The sequence below is a fragment of the Salmonella sp. 32020114201800008SM genome, assembly GCF_017572025.1.
In the GTDB taxonomy this organism is placed as follows: Bacteria; Pseudomonadota; Gammaproteobacteria; order Enterobacterales; family Enterobacteriaceae; genus Salmonella; species Salmonella enterica.
On the sequence record NZ_JAGEQM010000001.1, the window covers coordinates 702,529 to 725,504 of the forward strand.

At 50.9% G+C, this 22,976-nt stretch carries 16 protein-coding genes, 2 tRNA genes and 5 other RNA genes; 12 read left to right on the forward strand and 11 right to left on the reverse strand.

What is annotated here, in order from left to right:
- Positions 1-11 precede the first annotated feature (11 nt).
- The 3 genes from oppB to J4613_RS03550 form a co-directional block, all read right to left on the reverse strand.
- Positions 12-932 (reverse strand): oligopeptide ABC transporter permease OppB, encoded by a 921-nt coding sequence (gene oppB / locus J4613_RS03540; protein ID WP_000911097.1) that lies wholly within the window; start codon positions 930-932, stop codon positions 12-14.
- Between the two features lie 122 nt (positions 933-1,054).
- Positions 1,055-2,686: an oligopeptide ABC transporter substrate-binding protein OppA gene (gene oppA, locus J4613_RS03545; RefSeq protein ID WP_001521098.1), complete on the reverse strand. Its 1,632-nt coding sequence runs from the start codon at positions 2,684-2,686 to the stop codon at positions 1,055-1,057.
- A gap of 788 nt (positions 2,687-3,474) precedes the next feature.
- The gene (locus J4613_RS03550) at positions 3,475-4,122 is read right to left on the reverse strand and encodes a YchE family NAAT transporter (RefSeq protein WP_000615840.1); all 648 of its coding nucleotides are present in this window, start codon (positions 4,120-4,122) and stop codon (positions 3,475-3,477) included.
- A 476-nt stretch (positions 4,123-4,598) separates the two neighbouring features.
- On the opposite strand from J4613_RS03550, the gene adhE reads away from it, so the two are divergent.
- The gene (adhE, locus tag J4613_RS03555; RefSeq protein WP_208293647.1) at positions 4,599-7,277 is read left to right on the forward strand and encodes a bifunctional acetaldehyde-CoA/alcohol dehydrogenase; all 2,679 of its coding nucleotides are present in this window, start codon (positions 4,599-4,601) and stop codon (positions 7,275-7,277) included.
- Positions 7,278-7,473: 196 nt separating this feature from the next.
- Here the strand turns inward: adhE and tdk are convergent, their stop codons facing one another.
- The gene (tdk, locus tag J4613_RS03560; protein WP_000068097.1) at positions 7,474-8,091 is read right to left on the reverse strand and encodes a thymidine kinase; all 618 of its coding nucleotides are present in this window, start codon (positions 8,089-8,091) and stop codon (positions 7,474-7,476) included.
- Positions 8,092-8,753: 662 nt separating this feature from the next.
- Here tdk and hns point away from each other — a divergent pair.
- Complete coding sequence (hns, locus tag J4613_RS03565; RefSeq protein ID WP_001287383.1) at positions 8,754-9,167, forward strand: histone-like nucleoid-structuring protein H-NS; 414 nt, start codon at positions 8,754-8,756, stop codon at positions 9,165-9,167.
- Positions 9,168-9,297: 130 nt separating this feature from the next.
- Here the strand turns inward: hns and galU are convergent, their stop codons facing one another.
- From galU to rssA, 3 genes are all read right to left on the reverse strand, one after another.
- A complete protein-coding gene (galU, locus tag J4613_RS03570) occupies positions 9,298-10,206 on the reverse strand; it encodes a UTP--glucose-1-phosphate uridylyltransferase GalU (protein ID WP_000729450.1) in 909 nt (302 codons plus the stop codon).
- Between the two features lie 202 nt (positions 10,207-10,408).
- On the reverse strand, positions 10,409-11,422 hold the full coding sequence (rssB, locus tag J4613_RS03575) for a two-component system response regulator RssB (protein WP_000193432.1): 1,014 nt from the start codon (positions 11,420-11,422) through the stop codon (positions 10,409-10,411).
- Positions 11,423-11,512: 90 nt separating this feature from the next.
- The gene (gene rssA, locus J4613_RS03580; RefSeq protein WP_001230575.1) at positions 11,513-12,418 is read right to left on the reverse strand and encodes a patatin-like phospholipase RssA; all 906 of its coding nucleotides are present in this window, start codon (positions 12,416-12,418) and stop codon (positions 11,513-11,515) included.
- 110 nt (positions 12,419-12,528) lie between these two features.
- Between rssA and J4613_RS03585 the strand changes: the two genes are divergently transcribed.
- From J4613_RS03585 to J4613_RS03630, 10 genes are all read left to right on the forward strand, one after another.
- Positions 12,529-12,987 (forward strand): YchJ family protein, encoded by a 459-nt coding sequence (locus J4613_RS03585; protein WP_001540172.1) that lies wholly within the window; start codon positions 12,529-12,531, stop codon positions 12,985-12,987.
- Positions 12,988-13,037: 50 nt separating this feature from the next.
- Positions 13,038-13,880 carry a formyltetrahydrofolate deformylase gene (gene purU, locus J4613_RS03590; protein WP_001191156.1) on the forward strand — a complete coding sequence of 281 codons (843 nt, stop codon included), beginning with the start codon at positions 13,038-13,040 and terminating at the stop codon, positions 13,878-13,880.
- A 170-nt stretch (positions 13,881-14,050) separates the two neighbouring features.
- Positions 14,051-14,192, forward strand: a non-coding RNA gene (locus tag J4613_RS03595) — RtT sRNA.
- A 28-nt stretch (positions 14,193-14,220) separates the two neighbouring features.
- A tRNA-Tyr gene (locus J4613_RS03600) sits at positions 14,221-14,305 on the forward strand.
- 44 nt (positions 14,306-14,349) lie between these two features.
- Positions 14,350-14,481, forward strand: a non-coding RNA gene (locus J4613_RS03605) — RtT sRNA.
- Between the two features lie 34 nt (positions 14,482-14,515).
- Positions 14,516-14,600 (forward strand) — tRNA-Tyr (locus tag J4613_RS03610).
- Positions 14,601-14,643: 43 nt separating this feature from the next.
- A non-coding RNA gene (locus J4613_RS03615) (RtT sRNA) lies at positions 14,644-14,774 on the forward strand.
- A 43-nt stretch (positions 14,775-14,817) separates the two neighbouring features.
- Positions 14,818-14,948: non-coding RNA, RtT sRNA (locus tag J4613_RS03620), on the forward strand.
- A 43-nt stretch (positions 14,949-14,991) separates the two neighbouring features.
- Positions 14,992-15,122, forward strand: a non-coding RNA gene (locus J4613_RS03625) — RtT sRNA.
- A gap of 116 nt (positions 15,123-15,238) precedes the next feature.
- Positions 15,239-15,793 (forward strand): AAA family ATPase, encoded by a 555-nt coding sequence (locus J4613_RS03630; protein ID WP_052932112.1) that lies wholly within the window; start codon positions 15,239-15,241, stop codon positions 15,791-15,793.
- Positions 15,794-15,960: 167 nt separating this feature from the next.
- On the opposite strand, the gene narI is transcribed toward J4613_RS03630, so the two are convergent.
- Genes narI through J4613_RS03650 form a run of 4 tightly spaced genes read right to left on the reverse strand, consistent with a single transcriptional unit; the run spans position 15,961 to position 22,620 of the window.
- Positions 15,961-16,638: a respiratory nitrate reductase subunit gamma gene (gene narI, locus J4613_RS03635; protein ID WP_000545594.1), complete on the reverse strand. Its 678-nt coding sequence runs from the start codon at positions 16,636-16,638 to the stop codon at positions 15,961-15,963.
- The gene (gene narJ / locus J4613_RS03640) at positions 16,638-17,348 is read right to left on the reverse strand and encodes a nitrate reductase molybdenum cofactor assembly chaperone (RefSeq protein ID WP_000571667.1); all 711 of its coding nucleotides are present in this window, start codon (positions 17,346-17,348) and stop codon (positions 16,638-16,640) included. Before narJ ends, narI begins: the two co-directional genes overlap by 1 nt.
- Positions 17,345-18,880 carry a nitrate reductase subunit beta gene (gene narH, locus J4613_RS03645; RefSeq protein ID WP_000702629.1) on the reverse strand — a complete coding sequence of 512 codons (1,536 nt, stop codon included), beginning with the start codon at positions 18,878-18,880 and terminating at the stop codon, positions 17,345-17,347. Before narH ends, narJ begins: the two co-directional genes overlap by 4 nt.
- On the reverse strand, positions 18,877-22,620 hold the full coding sequence (locus tag J4613_RS03650; protein ID WP_000032887.1) for a nitrate reductase subunit alpha: 3,744 nt from the start codon (positions 22,618-22,620) through the stop codon (positions 18,877-18,879). Before J4613_RS03650 ends, narH begins: the two co-directional genes overlap by 4 nt.
- Positions 22,621-22,976 lie beyond the last annotated feature (356 nt).

The window sequence follows — 22,976 nt, forward strand, 5'->3', positions numbered from 1 at the left end:
GAGCTCCAGTATCAATAGCGAATTTTCGGGTCGATAACGGCATAGAGCACATCGACAATGGCGTTAAATAATATGGTCAGCGCCCCGACTAGAATGGTCAAACTTAACACCAGCGAGTAATCGCGGTTGAGCGCGCCATTAACGAAAAGCTGCCCAATGCCCGGTAAGCCATAAATAGTTTCAATCACCATTGAGCCGGTAATAATGCCGACAAAGGCTGGCCCCATATAGGATAAAACCGGCAGCAGCGCAGGTTTTAACGCATGGCGGAAGATGATTCTGCGCATCGGTAATCCTTTTGCCCGCGCGGTACGAATAAAGTTCGAATGCAGAACTTCAATCATTGAGCCGCGCGTAATACGAGCGATGCTGGCAATATAGGCCAGTGAAAGCGCGACCATCGGCAGGATCATAAATTTTAACGCCCCGCCGTTCCAGCCGCCGCCAGGCAGCCATTGCAAGGTTATTGCAAAGACCATCACCAGTAGCGGCGCTACCACAAAACTGGGGATAACGACGCCGGTCATGGCAAATCCCATCACCGTATAATCCCATCGCGTATTTTGCTTTAGCGCGGCAATCACGCCAGCACTGACACCAATAATGACCGCCAGCAAAAAAGCGGCAGCGCCAAGTTTCGCCGAAACGGGGAAGCTGGCGGCAACCAGATCGTTGACCGTGTAATCTTTGTATTTAAACGATGGTCCAAAATCGCCATGCGCCAGCTGCTTCAGGTAGCTGAAGTACTGCGTCATGATGGGATCGTTCAGATGATATTTTGCTTCAATATTGGCCAGCACTTCCGGCGGCAATGCGCGCTCGCCAGTAAAAGGGCTACCCGGCGCGAGGCGCATCATAAAGAAAGAGATGGTAATAAGAATAAACAGCGTCGGAATCGCTTCCAGACAGCGGCGTAGAATAAATTTCAACATTGCCCGTACCTTCTGGCCTGTGCCTTTACTTCCCGGACGTGACAAACAGATCCGCCAGGGAAAGTTATAGTGCGATGAAAAAAGACACCATGGGACAACCGCAGTTGTCCCATGTCTTGCCATTAATGTTTGATAATATATAAGTTTTTCACATAAATATTATCCAGCGGGTCTTTACCGGTATACCCGCCCACCCAGGGTTTCACCAGGCGCGCGTTAACGTAGTAATACACCGGCACAATAGCCGAGTCTTTATCTAACTGCTGCTCCGCTTTAGCGTAGAGTTCGCTGCGTTGCGTATCGTCCGCCACTTTCAGCGTGTCGGCAATCAGCTTATCAAACGCCGGGCTCTTATAATGCGCGGTGTTATTTGAACTGTCGGACAACATGGTATTCAGGAACGAGGTCGGTTCATTATAATCTGCGCACCACCCGGCTCTGGCAACATCAAAGGTGCCCTGATGACGGGTATCCAGGAAGGTTTTCCATTCCTGATTCTCCAGATTCACATTGACGCCCAGATTTTTCTTCCAGATAGACGCCACGGCAATGGCCAGTTTTTTATGCAGATCGGAGGTGTTATACAGCAGGTCGAATGTTAAGGGCTTATCCGCCGTAAAGCCGGCTTCAGCCAACAATTTCTTCGCTTCTTCATTACGCTTTTGCTGGGACCATTTGAACCACTCAGGCTCTACCAGTTTTGCGCCATCGGTATACGGCGGCGTGTAGCTATAAGCGGGTAAATCGCCCTGATTTTTAACCTTATTAACAATAATGTCGCGATCTAACGCCAGTTTCAGCGCGGTACGCACGCGGACATCGTTAAACGGCGCTTTTTGATTATTAATTTCGTAATAATAGGTACACAAATAAGGGTCTACGCGGACTTCATTCGGGATCTCTTTTTTCAGTTTCTGGAATAATTCGATCGGCATATTGTTATAAGTCATATCGATCTCGCCGCTGCGGTAGCGGTTGACATCCGTCACCTCCGAAGAGATCGGCAAATAAGTTACCTGATTGATGACGGTTTTGGCGTTATCCCAGTATTGCGGGTTACGCTCCAGCACGATACGTTCGTTCACCACCCAGTTTTTTAACTTATAAGCGCCGTTAGTGACAATATTGGCCGGTTGCGTCCATTTATCGCCAAATTTTTCGACCGCTGATTTCGGTACAGGAGACACTGAAGGGTGGACCAACAATTTGTAGAAATAAGGCACCGGCTCACTTAAGGTCACTTCAAAGGTGTGATCATCAAGCGCTTTTACCCCCAGATCGGTGGCGGGTTTTTTACCGGCGATAATGTCATCGATATTAGCGATATGACCGTATTGCAGATAGCTGGCGTACGGCGATGCCGTATTAGGATCGGCCAGGCGTTGCCAGCTATAAACGAAATCATGGGCGGTGACGGGCGTACCATCTGACCATTTCGCATTTTCACGTAGATGGAATGTCCAGACTTTAAAATCTTTATTCTCCCATTTTTCCGCGACGCCCGGTGAAGGATGCCCCTCGACATCACTAATTAATAAGCCTTCAAAGAGATCACGGCTGACGTTCGATTCCGGCACGCCTTCAATTTTATGCGGGTCGAGAGACTGCACTTCTGATCCATTATTACGTACCAACGTTTGCTTGTCGGCTAACTGAACACCGGCGGGCACGTCTGCCGCAGTCGCGGCGCTGGCGGCGATGAGCGCAGTGAGTATTCCCGCTGCAATTAAACTTTTTTTCGTGATGTTAGACATTGTGTTTGTACTCCACTCATTATAATTACTGGTTTTTACCAGCCTGTTTAATCCCGTCAGGGCTCCTGTACAGCACTGGTGGTGTACTGCCAGGTCTGTCACTGCTTTTGCTATCACCGACTTTATTTATTCTGACGATTCGTTCGATCGCCTTTCGTCGATTCGGTATACGACGTACCTGCCCACGTCGCATGTTATTTCTGACAACCATCTAAATGAAAATAGTTATCAACAATGTGAAATCTTCTGCAAAATGTTTGGCCGAAAAGTATCAAATGCGTTTCTGAACCGCCAATTCATTTTACAATTTTGTTAACCAATTCTCTTTTATGGAAAATTTCCTGCCCAGAAAAACAGTTAAGGAATGTTAAAAAGCTTTAATTTGTTCTTTATAATCAATAAGTTGAAAGAAAGTCGTCTCGCTGTCACATCGTAGGATATACCTGCGCCAGAAAACACACACAAATTTAACAAATGCTCATTATTTAGCACATTCATCTACGATGGAGCTGAAACAACTAATAACATTTCAATAATCCTTCATCAAGCCCCAGAGTATGGTGTGAATAAAATAACAGACCTACCGCTTCTCACGGACTCAGTAATGTTGATAATAGTTTGATTAATAAAAATAAATATCGTTAGATTATATTAGTATTTTTTATCATTAAAACGCTGAATGCTTATCAAAGTAAGAAGTGTTACGTGGGAATGTCACTGGGAATGTCACTGGGAATGTCACAAGGCGGCCCCCTTAGGGCGCCGCCTGTAAATCAACAGGTGGGAGTTTAGTTGAGCAAGCCGGGGAAAATGCCTTTTATTCCTGTGACAATAAATTCGATGCCGAGCGCCATTAACAACAACCCCATGATTCGGGTAATAACGTTGATACCGGTTTGCCCCAGCAAACGAACCAGCCACGGCGCCATACGGAACACGCCCCAGCAGCAAAGCGCAAAAAGCGCAATGGCAACTGAAAAGCCAAGCAAATGCGCGATGCTGTGATAACGCGTCCCCCAGACGATAGTGGAGCTAATCGCCCCTGGCCCCGCCATTAACGGCAGCGCTAACGGCACAACGCCAATGCTCTCGCGTATGGCCGTCTCTGACTTTTCTTGCTTGTTTTGTTTATCTTCCCCCAGCTTCCCGCTGATCATCGACATTGCAATGGTGACAACCAGGATACCGCCCGCAATTCTGAACGAGTCAATAGAAATACCAAACAGCTGCAGGATGCCATCGCCGAGGAATAAGGAACTCCACAAGATAATCGCAACCGACAGATTCGCGGTGAGGTTAGTTTTATTACGCGCCGTGGCCGTCTGGTAGCTGGTCATGCTGATGAAAACGGGGATAATCCCCACCGGGTTAACCAGCGCAAAGAGCCCGATAAAGAACTTAAAGTAAACAGGAAAATCAAAAAGCGGTTGAATCACGGTTAGCTCCGAAGCGTTAGCCGGATGAAGTCAATGTTCGTTAATGATCAAAACGCGCAGAAGATACGCCTTTTATTCGCATAGTTCACCTCTTATCTACACCTAATTTCATCCATTCATCGCTGTTATTTATATGTACTCGTTATGCTAATCCACTTACTCTTCATGACAACGATCTCTTAACAATTTACATAAAAGGCTAAAATGGCCTGCTGAAAGGTGTCAGCTTTGCGTAATCTTGATTTAGATCACACAATCGCTACTCAGAAGTGAGTAATCTTGCTTACGCCACCTGGACGTAACGCGTTAGAGTTAAATGATACTAACGCAGAAGCTCTTTTAGTAAATCAGAGCGAAACGGACGTTAAGTAACCACCTGAATTTCAGGCATTTATACAAAGTATCGTCGATCTGTCTATACTCACGTATCGCGCAGATGATTTACTAAAAAAGTTTAACATTATCAGGAGAGCATTATGGCTGTTACTAATGTCGCTGAACTTAACGCACTCGTAGAGCGTGTAAAAAAAGCCCAGCGTGAATATGCCAGTTTCACTCAAGAACAGGTCGACAAAATCTTCCGCGCCGCCGCTCTGGCAGCCGCTGATGCCCGCATTCCGCTGGCCAAAATGGCCGTCGCCGAATCCGGTATGGGTATCATCGAAGACAAAGTGATTAAAAACCACTTCGCTTCTGAATATATTTACAATGCCTATAAAGATGAAAAAACCTGCGGCGTGCTGTCTGAAGACGACACCTTCGGGACCATCACCATTGCTGAACCTATCGGCATTATTTGCGGTATCGTTCCAACCACTAACCCAACCTCTACCGCGATCTTCAAATCGCTGATTAGCCTGAAGACCCGTAACGCCATCATCTTTTCTCCGCATCCGCGTGCTAAAGAAGCAACCAACAAAGCGGCAGACATCGTTCTGCAAGCGGCTATCGCTGCCGGCGCGCCGAAAGATCTGATTGGCTGGATCGATCAACCTTCCGTAGAACTGTCTAATGCGCTGATGCACCACCCGGATATTAACCTGATCCTCGCCACTGGCGGTCCAGGCATGGTTAAAGCTGCATACAGCTCCGGTAAACCGGCAATCGGCGTAGGCGCAGGTAACACCCCGGTTGTCATTGATGAAACCGCTGATATCAAACGCGCTGTGGCGTCTGTTCTGATGTCTAAAACCTTCGATAACGGCGTAATCTGTGCTTCTGAACAGTCTGTTGTCGTTGTTGATTCCGTCTATGATGCCGTTCGCGAACGTTTCGCCAGCCACGGCGGCTACATGCTGCAGGGCCAGGAGCTGAAAGCGGTTCAAAACATTATCCTGAAAAATGGCGCTCTGAACGCCGCTATCGTCGGTCAGCCAGCCTACAAAATCGCTGAACTGGCAGGCTTCTCCGTACCAGAAACCACCAAGATTCTGATCGGTGAAGTTACGGTCGTTGACGAAAGCGAACCGTTCGCACACGAAAAACTGTCTCCGACTCTGGCGATGTATCGTGCGAAAGATTTCGAAGAAGCGGTAGAAAAAGCAGAAAAACTGGTCGCTATGGGCGGTATCGGTCACACCTCCTGCCTGTACACTGACCAGGATAACCAGCCAGAACGCGTTGCTTACTTCGGTCAGATGATGAAAACCGCGCGTATCCTGATCAACACCCCGGCCTCTCAGGGTGGTATCGGTGACCTGTACAACTTCAAACTCGCACCTTCCCTGACGTTGGGTTGTGGTTCCTGGGGTGGTAACTCCATCTCTGAAAACGTTGGTCCGAAACACCTGATCAACAAGAAAACCGTTGCTAAGCGAGCTGAAAACATGTTGTGGCACAAACTTCCGAAATCTATCTACTTCCGCCGTGGCTCTCTGCCCATCGCGCTGGATGAAGTGATTACTGATGGCCACAAACGTGCGCTCATCGTGACTGACCGCTTCCTGTTCAACAACGGCTACGCAGACCAGATCACCTCTGTGCTGAAAGCGGCTGGCGTTGAAACCGAAGTCTTCTTCGAAGTTGAAGCCGACCCGACGCTTTCCGTTGTTCGCAAAGGCGCTGAGCTGGCTAACTCCTTCAAACCAGACGTGATCATCGCGCTGGGCGGCGGTTCCCCGATGGACGCCGCGAAAATCATGTGGGTCATGTACGAACATCCGGAAACTCACTTCGAAGAGCTGGCGCTGCGCTTTATGGACATCCGTAAACGTATCTACAAGTTCCCGAAAATGGGCGTGAAAGCGAAAATGATCGCCGTCACCACCACTTCCGGTACCGGTTCTGAAGTCACACCGTTTGCGGTTGTGACCGACGATGCAACCGGTCAGAAATATCCGCTGGCTGACTACGCCCTGACCCCGGATATGGCGATTGTCGACGCCAACCTGGTGATGGATATGCCGAAGTCCCTGTGTGCGTTCGGTGGTCTGGATGCGGTAACTCACGCCCTGGAAGCTTACGTTTCCGTACTGGCTTCTGAGTTCTCTGACGGTCAGGCTCTGCAGGCTCTGAAACTGCTGAAAGAAAACCTGCCGGCGTCTTACCACGAAGGGTCTAAAAACCCGGTTGCGCGTGAACGTGTTCACAGTGCAGCGACTATCGCCGGTATCGCGTTTGCCAACGCCTTCCTCGGTGTATGTCACTCCATGGCGCACAAACTGGGCTCTCAGTTCCACATTCCGCACGGTCTGGCGAACGCCCTGCTGATTTGTAACGTTATCCGCTACAACGCGAATGACAACCCGACCAAGCAGACCGCTTTCAGCCAGTACGATCGTCCGCAGGCACGCCGTCGTTACGCTGAAATTGCTGACCACCTGGGCCTGAGCGCGCCGGGCGACCGTACCGCCGCTAAGATTGAAAAACTGCTGGCATGGCTGGAAAGCATTAAAGCTGAGCTGGGTATTCCTAAGTCTATCCGTGAAGCAGGCGTACAGGAAGCTGACTTCCTGGCACACGTTGACAAACTGTCTGAAGATGCCTTCGATGACCAGTGCACCGGCGCTAACCCGCGTTATCCACTGATCTCCGAACTGAAACAGATTCTGCTGGATACCTACTACGGTCGTGATTTCACCGAAGGTGAAGTTGCAGCGAAGAAAGACGTCGTTGCCGCACCGAAAGCAGAGAAAAAAGCGAAAAAATCCGCTTAATTCGTTATCTGTTTTAGCATGACAATAACGGCCTCAATTGAGGCCGTTTTTTTGTTTTACCTGTTTATCTGATGCCTGAAGGCGCTATGCTGATCATCTGGCCTACGTGCTCACGGCACGCCCTTCGTCAGGAGGCCTGAATAATGACCTCCAAAGCGCTACAGGGCGTTTTATAAGCCGATCTTTACCTCAGGTATCATATGTGCCGATGACGCTCCTGAATCGCCGTCAGTGAGCCCTCCTCCAGCGCGTCCTTATAATGCTTACGGCAAACTGAAACGTAGCGTTCATTCCCGCCAATAACCACCTGTTCGCCTTCGTTATAAGGCCTGCCGTCCTGATCAAGGCGCAGAACCATACTGGCTTTACGACCGCAGAAACAGATAGTTTTTAATTCCACCAGCTTATCTGACCATGCCAGCAAGTATTGGCTGCCGACAAAGAGCTCCCCACGAAAGTCTGTTCGTAGCCCATAGCAAAGTACTGGAATATCTAATTTGTCGACAACCTCGGATAATTGATAAACCTGCTGGCGAGTCAAAAACTGGCTTTCGTCGACTAACACGCAATGTATTGTCTGCCGCGCGCTCTCGGCACGAATCTCTTCAAACAAGGATGTATTTTGGTTAAACAATTTTGCCGGCGACGACAAACCGATACGAGAGCTGACTTTGCCTGCGCCGAAACGATCGTCGATTTCCGCCGTATATACGACGGTACGCATCCCGCGTTCCTGATAATTGTATGAAGATTGCAGCAGTGCAGTCGACTTACCCGCATTCATTGCCGAATAGTAGAAATATAGCTGTGCCATTGGTCGCAGGACCTCACCTGAGTGAAATAAAGATTGGCGGGATTGTACCATAATTTACCGACGCGACGGCGCGGCTCGCGCTCCGGTGAGTATTAAGAATTGTACAAACATCGCTCACTATACCCAAAATAATTCGCGTTGCTTAAAGGCGGCAAGGGAGTGAGTCCCCAGGAGCATAGATAACTATGTGACTGGAGTGAGCGAGCGTAGCCAACGCATAAGCAACTTGAAGTATGAAGGGTATATACACATTCCTTCACAAATTATGCCGTTAAAATTCATCAACAATGCTTATCATCACCCGCCAATATGAAAACCTTGTACTTATTGTTACCGTTACTCATACCCGGTGCAAAGTAATAGGGTTTTCTTGTAAGGAAATCTAATACAAGAGATTGATATCTCAGCAATGAGATCGTATTTCATCATGATAAAATGTGACCTGACTCCTAAATTTTTAGCGACAGACGGTGAGTATCCCCCCTGCCAATAAGCTCTTTTTTGTGCGGCGCCTCAAGGAAAATTTAAGTTGAGATAATTAAAACGTGTGCTTAATAAAGCGTAATTTTGAATTCCTTACATTCCTGGCTATTGCACAACTGAATTTATCGCTCTATTATTAGCTCAACAAACCACCCCAATATAAGTTTGAGATTACTACAATGAGCGAAGCACTTAAAATTCTGAACAACATCCGTACTCTTCGTGCGCAGGCAAGAGAATGTACTCTGGAAACGCTTGAAGAAATGCTGGAAAAATTAGAAGTTGTCGTTAATGAGCGTCGTGAAGAAGAAAGCGCTGCTGCTGCTGAAGTGGAAGAACGCACTCGTAAACTGCAACAGTATCGTGAAATGTTAATTGCCGACGGCATTGACCCGAATGAACTGCTGAATAGCATGGCTGCCGCTAAATCCGGCACCAAAGCTAAACGCGCAGCTCGTCCGGCTAAATATAGCTACGTTGACGAAAACGGTGAAACTAAAACCTGGACTGGCCAGGGTCGTACACCGGCTGTAATCAAAAAAGCAATGGAAGAACAAGGTAAGCAACTGGAAGATTTCCTGATCAAGGAATAATTTACTTCCTGGATGCTTAAAATCCCGCCGCTGGCGGGATTTTTTTTGCCTGAGTTCTCCGCTGACGACCCCAGGCATAAAAAAGCGCCGGATTTACCAGCGCTTCTGTTAAAAAATTTATAACGTATCGTTACTTCTTAATACCCATTTCTTCTTCAAGCCAGGCTTTAAATTCAGCACCCAGCGAATTATGACGGATGCCATATTCAACGAATGCCTGCATATATCCTAACTTATTACCACAGTCATGGCTTTTACCCTTCATGTGGTAGGCTTCAACCGTTTCTTTTTCGATCAGCATATCGATAGCATCGGTCAACTGAATTTCATCCCCGGCGCCCGGAGGGGTTTTCGCCAGCAACGCCCAGATATCCGCGCTCAACACATAACGCCCGACAATCGCAAGGTTAGACGGCGCGACATCCGCTTTTGGTTTTTCAACCACGCCAACCATCGGCACACTTTCGCCCGGCGCCAGCTCAACGCCTTTACAATCGACCACGCCGTATGCGGTCACATCTTCTACTGGCTCAACCATAATCTGGCTATTGCCGGTTTCGTCGAAACGGCGGATCATTTCAGCCAGGTTATCCTGAGACAGGTCGGACTCATATTCGTCAAGAATAACGTCTGGCAGAATAACAGCGACAGGTTCGTTTCCGACAACGGGATGCGCGCACAATACGGCATGGCCCAGGCCTTTTGCCAGCCCTTGACGTACCTGCATAATAGTGACATGCGGAGGGCAAATAGACTGAACCTCCTCCAGAAGCTGACGCTTAACGCGTTTTTCCAGCATCGCTTCCAGCTCAAAACTGGTATCAAAGTGGTTTTCAATAGAGTTTTTAGACGAGTGCGTAACAAGCACGATTTCAGTAATGCCAGCAGCGATACATTCGTTCACGACGTACTGAATTAATGGCTTATCAACCAGCGGCAGCATCTCTTTCGGGATAGCTTTGGTCGCTGGCAGCATCCTGGTTCCCAATCCCGCGACCGGGATAACGGCTTTTTTGACTTTCGAATTAAGGGCAGCCATTTAAAATTCTCCTGGACTGTTCATGTATTGAACGTGTTCATTAATCTGTATCGTGTTCCAGTATATCAGTACCAGAACAAGCCTCAGGTCCAAAAAGGACTTATATTGGTATAATTAAGACAAATACTTATAAATCTGCCGCAGATAGTAACACTCGTCGGGAAAGGCCGGTAAAGCAATTTCCGCTCACTCTTCCGTTTGGTCATTCCGCAGACAACATCAATCGCAGACGCCCTCCTGCGCCCCATATTTGACACTGCCACGAGTCGCAACGCTGGCTTAATTGGTTAAGGTAGGCGTTACCCAATGTTCCTAGCGGCACGCCGCTGCTAATTTGAACCTGATGAGCGCCCGTATTTAAGGTGGCGTTCAATCCGGCGGAGACGAGAATCAAATTTTTGAGCTCACTGTGATAGTAGCCGACAAATAGCGGGAATTGCCCAGGTAAATTGGCTTGTCTGAGCAGATGATTTACCTGTTTTAATAGCGCGCCTAACTCCGGTAAACGGTGCTTTTGTTGGCCGAGCTGATCCTGCAATAAGCCGTTAAATAGCGCCCGCAGCAACAATGCGGCTAACACGCCGTTATCGCCCGCCCGGGTGACATCCAGGCAATAAAATGCCAGTTCGTTATCAGATAGCGGCGCAATATCCAGCACCAGTCCAGGCTGATCGGCGGAGACGAGCTGCCGGTAATTAATGCGGCAATGAGAAATCACCTGCTGTACCGGGGGCTGCAATTCCTGCAACAATTGCGCTGCGGCGGTTGGATTACTCACCATTGCATCCCAGTCACGAAACAGGCGTTCTTCTTCTTCAACCCGCGAGTTAAACATATTAGGGTATAAGCAAGCGAATACGGTTTCCCGCAAGCGGTTGAGATCTTTTACCGGCTTCAGCAAGACATCTTCAACCCCAAGGCGTAACGCTTTGGCGATATCCGCCATATTTTCTGTTGCGGAAATAACCAGAATAGGCGTCTGGTCTCCGCGATTACGTAAGTTTTCTACCAGTTTGAGACCGTTCATTCTCGGCATCGCGATATCACATATCATGAGATCAGGGGTAAAACGCCCCATCAACTCCAGGGCATCCACCCCGTCGCCTGCCAATGCCGTTGTCGCTCCCAAAGAGGAAAACCACGAATCCAGAAGCGAGCGAAATACAGGCTCGTCTTCAACAATAAGAATCTGTTTTCCGACCAATGGCTGCGTCATGTTCTCTCCCCTGACTGGCTTTAATCAATAGTGGCATGGTATTGCCGCTTGCGCCTGTCAGAATTTGCTTAAGTGATCGTAAAAGGTACATTAAACGTCGGTACGCACCAAGGGTATAAGTTCGTCCATCTTTTTCTCTACGGCTAACTGACCCGCCGCAATAGCGGCATGGGCGCGATGAAAATCCAGCGTTGAGATTTGCGGACAGAATGGTTGAATGAGAATATCAGGCGGATCGCCAGCCATACGGTTACGTTTAAGACGATTTTCCAACACCTGGATGGAGGTTGTCATGATTTCCATTGCCCCAGGCGAACTCACGCCACGGCGTGAAGTCAGGCTACTGAAACGTTCTTTTAAACGCTTATGCCAGGGCAGCGCATCATCGCTCTCTTCATTGATATTCCCGACATTTACAGAGAGCAAATCTTGCTGCATGAGGTGGGCATCATGTTGCAGGTCTACCGCAATAACGATATCAGCCCCCAGCGCCCTGGTTAACGAAACAGGTACCGGATTAACGACTGCGCCATCTACCAGCCAGTAACCGTTATGCTCAACCGGAGACATCAGCCCTGGCATACTGCACGACGCGCGTACGGCAAGGTGTAGATCGCCTTCAGTAAACCATAGCTCTCGTCCAGTGCTAAGATTCGTCGCGACTGCGCCAAAACGTCTTGAACAGTGGTCAAAATCCGTGACGGGCATAATATCCCGATAGTGATTAAATACGCGTTCGCCGCGAAGCAACCCTCCTCTGCCCCAGGATACATCCATCAGGCGTAAAACATCCCAGTAGCGGAATGAACATACCCACTGTTCAAGCGCCGATAATTTATTACAGGCATACGCGGCGCCGACCAGTGAACCTATTGAGCATCCTGCAACGATATCAATATCAATGCCTGTTTGCTTGAGGGCTTTGATGACCCCAATATGAGACCATCCTCTCGCTGCGCCAGATCCCAGCGCCAGCCCTATTTTCATTTTTCTCATCGTACTTAACGACTTCCCCTGGCTTCAAGACGTAGCAACATCGCCACTGCTCAGTTAACATAATGCCACCCTGGCGTTCAACGCCGTTTTTTATATTCAGGGAGATTATTGTGTCTCAGCCTTGTCCCTGTGGTAGCGCTGACGAGTATAGCCTATGTTGTGGTCGTATTGTGTCCGGAGAACGAGTAGCACCCGATCCGTCACATCTCATGCGCTCTCGTTACTGCGCTTTTGTGATGAAAGACGCAGATTACTTAATTAAGAGCTGGCATCCAACCTGCAATGCGGCCGCGTTTCGTGATGATATCATCGCCGGATTTGCCAATACCAGGTGGCTCGGCCTGACTATTTTTGAACATACCTGGTCAGAAGCAGAAAATACAGGGTATGTTAGTTTTATCGCGCGTTTTTCCGAACAAGGGAAAACCGGGGCGATTATCGAACGTTCTCGTTTTATCAAAGAAAACGGTCAGTGGTATTATATTGACGGTACCCGCCCGCAGTTGGGTCGAAACGATCCCTGCCCGTGCGGTTCAGGCAAAAAATTTAAAAAGTGCTGCGGCCAGTGACGCCTGACAGTATCGATACAGCAAACACTCTCAACAGGATTTTTCCGGCAATGCAATCACTACAACGTAAAGTTCTGCGTACTATTTGTCCCGATCAAAAAGGCCTTATCGCGCGGATTACCAACATTTGCTATAAGCATGAGCTTAATATTGTGCAAAACAATGAATTTGTGGACCATCGCACCGGACGCTTTTTTATGCGGACCGAGCTGGAAGGCATCTTCAATGATTCCACTCTTCTGGCCGATCTGGACAGCGCCTTACCGGAAGGCTCTGTTCGTGAACTCAATCCCGCCGGACGCCGTCGGGTAGTGATTCTGGTTACCAAAGAGGCGCATTGTCTGGGCGACCTGCTGATGAAAGCCAACTATGGCGGGCTGGATGTTGAAATCGCCGCGGTCATTGGCAACCATGAAACGTTACGCTCGCTGGTTGAACGTTTTGAGATCCCTTTCGAACTGGTCAGCCATGAGGGATTAACGCGTGAAGAGCATGACACGAAGATGGCGGACGCCATTGATGCCCATCAACCGGACTATGTGGTGCTGGCCAAGTATATGCGTGTTTTGACGCCAGGTTTTGTGGCGCGCTTCCCGAACAAAATTATCAATATCCACCACTCATTCCTGCCGGCGTTTATCGGCGCGCGTCCTTATCATCAGGCCTATGAGCGCGGCGTGAAAATCATCGGCGCTACCGCGCACTATGTGAATGATAATCTGGATGAAGGCCCAATCATTATGCAGGACGTGATTCATGTCGATCACACTTACACCGCAGAAGATATGATGCGTGCCGGGCGCGACGTTGAGAAAAACGTATTAAGCCGCGCGCTGTATCAGGTTCTGGCACAGCGAGTCTTTGTTTACGGCAATCGGACGATTATTCTTTAATCGTCAGTAATATGAATTGATTAGCTTTAATCCGTTACGGATGAAAAGTACGCAAACAGTTCATTTCAGGCAAAGGAATGCTTTACAGCGGCGTGTCATTTGATATGATGCGCCCCGCTTCCCGAAAGGAAGCGGGCCAGTATTAAGCATTACCCCGTGGTGGGGTTCCCGAGCGATCATAAGGGAGCTGACTGCAAATCTGCCGTCATCGACTTCAAGGTTCGACTCGAGCAATAGTGAGAGAACGTTGCCGCAGGCAACGGCCCGAAGGGTGAGGAGCTTTAGCTCCGAATAATCCTTCCCGCTATAGAATGCAAGCAGCATAATGAATTTATCCCGTGGTGGGGTTCCCGAGCGGCCAAAGGGAGCAGACTGTAAATCTGCCGTCATCGACTTCGAAGGTTCGAATCCTTCCCCCACCACCATTATTCACTACATCGATGTAGTTAACTCGATGAGCAATGCAGAAGTTTGCACTTGTCGGGGAAGGGTGAGAACCTTCGATTAAGGTTCGACTCGAGCGAAAGCGAGAGAACGTTGCCAACGGCAACGGCCCGTAGGGTGAGGAGCGAAGCGACGAATAATCCTTCCCCCACCACCATCTTCAAGCTTTACCTACAATTTGAATTACCCCTGGTGGGGTTCCCGAGCGGCCAAAGGGAGCAGACTGTAAATCTGCCGTCATCGACTTCGAAGGTTCGAATCCTTCCCCCACCACCATCACTCCCGTCGCGTATCTTATCCCCGTTAAGCATAGTGTCTCATATCTCTCTGTACGGGAAGGATGAGAAGCTTCGACTAAGGTTCGATTCGAGCGCAGCGAGAAAGCGTTGCCGCAGGCAACGACCCGAAGGGCGAAGCGCGCAGCGCTGAGTCATCCTTCCCCCACCACCATCACTTCCGTCGCGTATATTATCCCCGTTAAGCACAGTGTCTCATATCTCTCTGTACGGGAAGGATGAGAAACTTCGACCAAGGTTCGATTCGAGCGCAGCGAGAAAGCGTTGCCGCAGGCAACGACCCGAAGGGCGAAGCGCGCAGCGCTGAGTCATCCTTCCCCCACCACCATCACTCCCGTCGCGTATCTTATCCCCGTTAAGCATAGTGTCTCATATCTCTCTGTACGGGAAGGATGAGAAGCTTCGACCAAGGTTCGATTCGAGCGCAGCGAGAAAGCGTTGCCACAGGCAACGACCCGAAGGGCGAAGCGCGCAGCGCTGAGTCATCCTTCCCCCCTCATCCTCTGCTAAACACATCTATTCCAAATCACGTTATTCACATCCGAAAGCCTCTGCCTTCAGATCTTTTTCAACACCTACACCCAATTTCCTCACTACAAATGCATAAAGGTTATTGCTATGAATTCACGCATTATCATTACTGGCGGGCCCGGCGCGGGTAAAACTACGCTGATTACGGCTCTGGAAAAAAGTGGTTTCCACTGTCAGCCCGAATCCGGGCGTGCTGTTATCAAACAACAAATGGACATAAACGGCGATGTGCTGCCGTGGCGTTCTCCGGCGCGATTTGCAGAAGCCATGCAGGCAATGGATATTAATGCCTGGTATCAGGCCGAACAGTCCGATCTTCCCCTCTTCTACGACCGTGCGCTGCCGGATATTGCTGGCTATCTTACGCTGGTGGGCGAACCAATACCCAACCGGTTACATCGTGCTATTAACCAATTTCGCTATGCCACTGACGTTATTATTCTCCCGCCATGGAAAGCGATATATAAGCAGGATAACGAACGAACACAATCGTGGGAGGAAGCGGTACGGACATATGAGGCAATGAGAGAAATATATCCACGTTATGGTTATCGGCTCCACTTGTTGATGCCTGCATCAATTCAGGAGCGCGTAAATCGGCTTCTGGGGCTTATTAACGTCATATTACCCAGCCGAAAATAAGGCGCCGAGCTGTTCAACGTGTGCTTATCCCCGCTCACGCAGGGAAAAATGGGCAAGAAGTGCGAAAAAACGGGCAGGAAGTCAGCCTCCATGCCCGTGCTATTTTTTTCTGCTATATTGCTGAATACATCTCAGTATTACAGTAACTTAAGCTTGCCAACGCACAATCAGTGACGCGCACGTACAATCTGGTATTTGCGGGTCAGGTACTCGACCGGCACGCTCCAGATATGCACCAGGCGCGAGAATGGGAACAACAGGAACAGCGTCATCCCCAGTACCAGGTGCATACGGAAGATAAAGGCTACACCATCCAGATGTGCGGATGCGCCACCGTGGAAGGTCACAACTGACTGCGCCCACCCGACCAGCTTCATCATTTCACTCCCGTCCATATGCTGGGCGGAGAACGGAATGGTCAGCAGACCCAGCGCGCACTGAATCACCAGCAATGAGAGAATCAAAATATCTGCACCGGTAGTGGTGGCGCGGACACGTGGACTGAACAGACGACGCTTGAGCAGTAAAATACCGCCAACCAGCGTCAGCACTCCGCAGGCGCCGCCGGCAATCATCGCCATCTTCTGCTTCACGTCGACCGGCAGAAAAGCTTCATACATCCAGTGCGGCGTTAACATGCCCAGGAAATGACCGGCGAAAATACCCAGAATCCCAATGTGGAACAGGTTTGACGCCAGGTTCATTCCTTTGCGATCCAGCATCTGACTGGAAGCCGCCCGCCAGGTGTACTGGCCGTAGTCGTAACGTAACCAACTACCGATCAGAAATACCGATCCGGCAATGTACGGGTAGATATCAAAGAAGAACATATTCAGGAAGTGCATTAGTGCTGTCCTCCGGTGGTGATATTCAGATATTGCGGCGCCACGGCACCGGCAAAACGACGCTGGTGAGCGGAGATCTCCGACTCGCCACACCCCTGATCGGCGAAGAATTTCACCTGCTCTTCTTCCCAGACCGCATCCAACGCCTGTGGGGTATCATCACGTGCTTCATTCGCAATTTTTTCAGCCACTTTGTCGCTGTCGATAACGGTATTCGCCAGTTTTAACAGCAGATCGAACAGCACCGCATAACGGCTGTCACGCTGTTGCAAACGTGCGCTGAGCAGCGCCAGAATCGGCGCGATATCCTGTAAACCCCCTAACGCTTCGCTTTTCGGCAATTGCGCAAGGTATTCCAGATACAGCGGCAGATGATCGGGAAGTTCGCGGCTGTCGAGCTGCAAACCGTGCTGCTCATACTGTGCCATCAGGTCAACCATCGCCTGACCGCGATCGCGGGATTCCCCGTGTACATGTTCAAACAGCAGCAGTGAAGTGGCGCGACCACGGTCAAACAGTTCGCTATAAGCGGCCTGTACATCCAGCAGGTCCTGCGCGGTTAAATCGCGCAGGAAAACGCCCAGAGTCTGGGCATCCTCTTTATCCAGGTTCTCAGATGACGCGAGCGCATCGAACAACTCCTGCTGATGCTGCCACAGGGCAGCATCCGGGTACTCGAGCAGACGCGAAACAATGACGAGTTCAATCATGCGTGCGGCTCCGTTTTGCTGGTCACATCAACAGCGTCGATGCGGCGGCTGTTGAACAGATTGAATTTGGTATCAGACCCGTGGCAACCATCGCCGAAGGTAAAGCCACAACCGCTTTTCTCCGGGAATGCGTCACGCGCCAGTTCACGATGGCTGCTTGGTACCACGAAACGATCTTCGTAATTAGCGATCGCCAGGTAACGATACATTTCCTGCGCCTGGGCTTCGCTTAAACCCACCTCTTCCAGCGCGCGGGTATCCACTTTACCGTCTACGGTTTCCGCACGTTTGTAGTGACGCATCGCCAGCATCCGTTTCAGCGCCAACAGTACCGGCTGAGTGTCGCCAGCGGTCAACAGATTCGCCAGGTACTGCACAGGGATACGCAGACTGTCTACATCCGGCAGAATACCGTTGCTGCCCAGTTCACCCGCGTCGGCGGCAGACTGAATCGGTGACAAAGGCGGTACGTACCAGACCATCGGCAGCGTGCGGTATTCCGGATGCAGCGGCAGCGCCAGCTTCCAGTCCATCGCCATTTTGTACACTGGCGATTGCTGCGCCGCATCGATCACGCTCTGCGGCACGCCGTCCTTCAGCGCCTGCTCAATGACAGCCGGATCGTTTGGATCGAGGAACACGTCCAGTTGACGCTGGTACAGATCTTTTTCGTTTTCCGTACTGGCGGCGCTTTCAATGGCATCTGCGTCATACAGCAGTACGCCGAGATAACGGATACGGCCCACGCAGGTTTCGGAGCAAACGGTCGGCTGACCAGCTTCGATACGCGGGTAGCAGAAGATGCATTTTTCAGATTTGCCGCTCTTCCAGTTGAAGTAGATCTTCTTGTACGGGCAGCCGGTAATACACATCCGCCAGCCGCGGCACTTGTCCTGGTCGATCAGCACGATGCCATCTTCTTCACGCTTATAAATCGCGCCGCTCGGGCAGGTCGCCACGCACGCCGGGTTGAGACAGTGCTCGCACAGGCGCGGCAGGTACATCATGAAGGTGTTTTCGAACTGGCCGTACATCGCCTTCTGCATGTTTTCGAAATTCTGATCTTTGGCGCGTTTTTCGAACTCGCCGCCCAGAATCTCTTCCCAGTTTGGCCCGCTGGTAATTTTGTCCATCCGCTGGCCGGTAATCAGCGAGCGCGGACGCGCGATCGGCTGATGTTTGCTTTCCGGCGCGGTATGCAGGTTCTGGTAGTCGTAATCAAACGGCTCGTAGTAGTCGTCGATGCCCGGCAGATGCGGGTTAGCGAAGATTTTACCCAGCAGCAGCGCCCGGTTGCCCATGCGCGGCTGTAGTTTGCCGTTGATTTTGCGGATCCAGCCGCCTTTCCATTTTTCCTGATTTTCCCAGTCATTCGGAAAACCAACGCCAGGCTTACTTTCTACGTTGTTGAACCACGCGTATTCCATACCTTCGCGACTGGTCCAGACGTTTTTACAGGTGACTGAACAGGTATGACAGCCGATGCACTTATCGAGATTCAGCACCATGCCGACTTGTGAACGAATTTTCATTTTACGCTCTCCTGTACCTGGTCATTGCCTTCGCCATCCAACCAGTTAATGTTCTTCATCTTACGTACCACCACAAACTCATCGCGGTTGGAGCCGACGGTGCCGTAGTAGTTAAAGCCGTAGGCTAACTGCGCATAGCCGCCGATCATATGGGTCGGTTTCGGCGTAATACGGGTCACCGAGTTATGAATACCGCCGCGCTGCTGGGTAATTTCCGACCCCGGCAGGTTTACGATACGTTCCTGCGCGTGGTACATCATGGTCATGCCCGCCGGTACACGCTGGCTGACCACTGCGCGTGCGGTCAATGCGCCGTTGCTGTTGAAGACTTCGATCCAGTCGTTATCTTCAATGCCCAGATCTTTGGCGTCGGTTTCGCTCATCCACACAATCGGGCCGCCACGCGACAAAGTCAGCATCAACAGGTTATCGCTGTAGGTCGAGTGGATACCCCATTTCTGGTGCGGCGTCAGGAAGTTGAGCGCCTTCTCCGGATTACCGTTGGATTTACGCCCCATCACCGCTTTCACCGAGCGGGTGTCGATCGGTGGGCGATACACCAGCAGACTTTCGCCGAAGTCGCGCATCCACTGGTGATCCTGATACAACTGTTGACGACCAGACAGCGTACGCCACGGGATCAGCTCGTGAACGTTGGTATAACCGGCGTTATAAGAAACATGCTCATCTTCCAGACCAGACCAGGTCGGGCTGGAGATAATTTTGCGCGGCTGGGCCTGAATATCGCGGAAGCGGATTTTCTCTTCTTCTTTATTGGTTGCCAGATGCGTATGGTCGCGACCGGTAAACTCGCTCAGCGCCGCCCAGGCTTTCACCGCCACCTGACCGTTGGTTTCCGGCGCTAACGTCAGGATCATCTCTGCCGCGTCAATCGCCGTGTTGAGCATCGGCTGGCCTTTCGCCGGACCGTCCGCTTTGGTGTAATTAAGCTTACGCAGCAAGTCCATTTCGCTCTGCGTGTTCCAGGCAATCCCTTTCCCGCCGTTGCCGATTTTCTCCATCAGCGGGCCGATAGAGGTAAAGCGTTCGTAAGTCGCCGGGTAATCGCGCTCAACGGTCATGATGTGCGGCGCGGTTTTCCCTGGAATCAGATCGCATTCGCCTTTTTTCCAGTCTTTCACGTCCAGCGGCTGCGCCAGTTCAGCGGCAGAATCGTGCTGGATCGGCAGCGTCACGACGTCAGTCTCTTTACCCAGGTGGCCTACACAGACTTCGGAGAATTTCTTCGCAATGCCTTTGTAGATTTCCCAGTCGCTTTTCGATTCCCAGGCCGGATCTACGGCGGCAGACAGCGGATGAATAAACGGATGCATATCCGAGGTATTCATATCGTCTTTTTCATACCAAGTGGCGGTCGGCAGTACGATATCGGAGTACAGGCAGGTGCTCGACAGGCGGAAGTCCAGCGTCACCACCAGATCCAGTTTGCCGTCCAGGCCATTGTCACGCCACTCCACTTCTTCCGGCTTCACACCGCCCTGTTTACCCAGATCCAGCCCCTGAATACCATGCTCAGTACCCAGCAGATATTTCAGCATGTACTCGTGACCTTTACCGGAAGACCCAAGCAGGTTTGAACGCCAGATGAACAGGTTACGCGGGTGGTTTTTACCGTTTTCCGGCTGCTCGGCGGCAAAGCGAATCGAACCCTCTTTCAGGGATTTGACGGTATAATCTACCGGCGTCATACCGGCTTTTTCCGCTTCACGCGCAATGTACAGCGGGTTGGTACCTAACTGCGGTGCCGACGGCAACCAGCCCATACGCTCGGCGCGCACATTGAAGTCAATCAGATGGCCGCTATAGCGGGATTTGTCCGCCATCGGCGACAGTAATTCCTCGGCGGTCACCGTCTCGTAGCGCCACTGGCTGGAGTGGTTATAGAAGTAAGAGGTGCTATTCATGTGACGCGCCGGACGCTGCCAGTCAAGGGCAAACGCCAGCGGCTGCCAGCCGGTCTGCGGACGCAGTTTTTCCTGGCCGACGTAGTGCGCCCAGCCGCCGCCGCTCTGACCAACGCAACCACAGAACACCAACATATTGATCAGCCCGCGATAGTTCATATCGAGGTGATACCAGTGGTTCAGACCAGCGCCAACGATAATCATTGAACGTCCGTGCGTTTTATCCGCGTTATCGGCGAATTCCCGGGCGATACGGATGATCTGCGCCCGCGGCACGCCGGTGATCTGCTCGGCCCATGCTGGCGTATACGCTTTGGTATCGTCATAACTGGCGGCACAATTTTCATCGTTCAGGCCGCGTTCCAGACCATAGTTCGCCATGGTCAGATCGTAAACGGTGGTGACCAGTGCGGTAGAACCATCGGCCAGTTGCAGACGTTTTGCCGGCAGTTTATGCAGCAGGACGTTATCCAGCGCCACATGATTAAAGTACTCTGAACCTTCGCCGCCGAAATACGGGAAGCCCACGTCAGCAATCTCATCCTGGCTGCCCAGCAAGCTGAGCTGCAATTCAGTTTCTGCACCGGTAGTCCCGTCGCGCTGTTCGAGGTTCCATTTGCCTTTTTCGCCCCAACGGAAACCAATTGAACCGTTTGGCGCCACCATTTCACCGTTGCTGTTGATAGCGACGGTTTTCCATTCCGGGTTATTTTCCTGCCCCAGCGAATCAACGAGATCGGCAGCGCGCAGCATACGACCTGCGGCATAATAACCATCACGCTCTTCAAGCATCACCAGCATTGGCATGTCGGTATAGCGGCGGACATAATCGGTGAAGTACTGGCGCGGGTTGTCGAGGTGGAATTCGCGCAGCATGACGTGGCCCATCGCCAGCGCCATCGCCGCATCGGTCCCCTGCTTCGGTGCCAGCCATAGATCGCACAGTTTGGCGATTTCGGCATAGTCCGGCGTCACCGCGACGGTTTTGGTGCCTTTGTAACGTACTTCGGTAAAGAAGTGGGCATCCGGCGTACGGGTTTGCGGCACGTTAGAGCCCCAGGCGATAATATAGCTGGAGTTGTACCAGTCAGCGGATTCCGGCACGTCGGTCTGCTCGCCCCAGGTTTGCGGGGAGGCTGGCGGCAGGTCGCAGTACCAGTCGTAGAAGCTCAGGCAGGTACCGCCAATCAGCGAAAGATAACGTGCCCCGGAAGCGTAGGAAACCATCGACATCGCCGGGATGGGTGAGAAGCCCGCGACGCGGTCAGGGCCATAGGTTTTCACGGTGTACACGTTGGAAGCGGCGATCAGCTCGTTCACTTCCTGCCATGAGGAGCGAACAAAGCCGCCACGACCACGCGCCTGTTTGAAGCTTTTGGCTTTATCGGCATCTTCAATGATGGAGGCCCATGCCTCTACCGGATCGCGATGCAGTTTTTTCGCCTCGCGCCACATCTTCATCAGACGTTTGCGCATTAGCGGATATTTCAGTCGGTTAGCGCTGTAGAGATACCAGGAGTAGCTTGCGCCGCGCGGGCAGCCGCGAGGTTCATGGTTTGGCATATCAGGACGGGTGCGCGGGTAATCGGTTTGCTGTGTTTCCCAGGTCACCAGACCATTTTTGACATAAATTTTCCAGCTACAAGAACCGGTGCAGTTCACCCCATGGGTTGAGCGCACAATTTTGTCATGCTGCCAACGTTGGCGGTATCCGTCCTCCCAGTCCCGGTTTGTTTCGAGAAGCTGGCCGTGCCCATCGGCAAAGGTTTCGCCCTTCTGCTTGAAGTAGCGAAACCGGTCCAGGAATTTACTCATCGGGTTTCTCCTGTGTGGAACCTTACGGCTCTCTGATAAATCGACATTGCTTAACTAAGGGCGAAGGTAACGCGCTGAATGGGCGTGAGAATTGATAACGATCAAGGCGGACAGGGATGCAAATGGCGCGCAAACCTCCTGCATACTCCTTTGGGAGGAGGAGTTTTATTTATATATATTACTGATTTAATTACATAAAATTAAATTTACGCACGACATGAATGTTAAATTTTCAACAAGTGGGTATTAAGGGGTATCCCCCTGGATGACCGATAAAGATGTGCGTGGTCAGCCCTGTCGCGCCTCACTTCTTGACTATAAGTATGTTGTAACTAAATGCGGGTAAAAAAAGCGCG